This window comes from Streptomyces sp. WAC06614 (assembly GCF_003949795.1).
GTDB lineage: Bacteria > Actinomycetota > Actinomycetes > Streptomycetales > Streptomycetaceae > Streptomyces.
In genome coordinates, this window is sequence record NZ_RPRY01000777.1 from 1 (window position 1) to 629 (window position 629).

Sequence of the window (629 nt, forward strand, 5' to 3'; positions counted from 1 at the left end):
GTCCTGGACCCTGAGGAGCTCACAACGCAGATCGCCGCGACGGCACGAGACGCGCTGTCGGCGTACGACGTCTAGCCCCGGCTGAGCTGCTTCTCGAGCGGGGAGCGGAAGCGGGGTGTGACGCGGACACCGGCCAGCCAGCTGGTCCACCGGGCGGCCTCGGCCTCGACCATTGCCCTGGTGTCTGCCCCGACGTCCTCCAGTAGCTGGTAGCGCACCTCGCCGGACTCGGGCTGACCCCAGGCGCCGATGATGCGGCCGTCCGACCAGATGCTGGGGCCGATGTTGCCGGTGTTGTCGAAGAGCTTGGACTTGTGCGGCCCCAGGCACCAGTCGCGCTCTTTCCAGCCCATCGGCGTCGGGTCGAGGCCTGGCAGGAACGCCACCCACGGCTCGACCGGGACCTCCGGGGCCTCGTCACCGGGAAGCACGTACCCGACCTGGCCGTCCAGGTCCACCTCGACCGCCTCGACGGCCGTCAGCGCCTTCCGTGTCTGACCGAGCGTCCAGCCGGCCCACCACTGCAGATCAGCCGACGTGCCAGGCCCGAACGACGCCAGCCACGCCCGTGCGAGCGTCACGCGCGCCTCCTCCGCGGCCAGCTTGTCGCCGAACCCACGAGACTGCAG

The 629-nt window shown here is 70.9% G+C and carries 1 protein-coding gene; it reads right to left on the bottom strand.

Annotated elements, in window-relative coordinates:
• Positions 1-71 precede the first annotated feature (71 nt).
• Positions 72-629 (bottom strand): crosslink repair DNA glycosylase YcaQ family protein (locus EF918_RS36450; protein WP_148141387.1); only part of this gene is annotated, 558 nt, incomplete at its 5' end.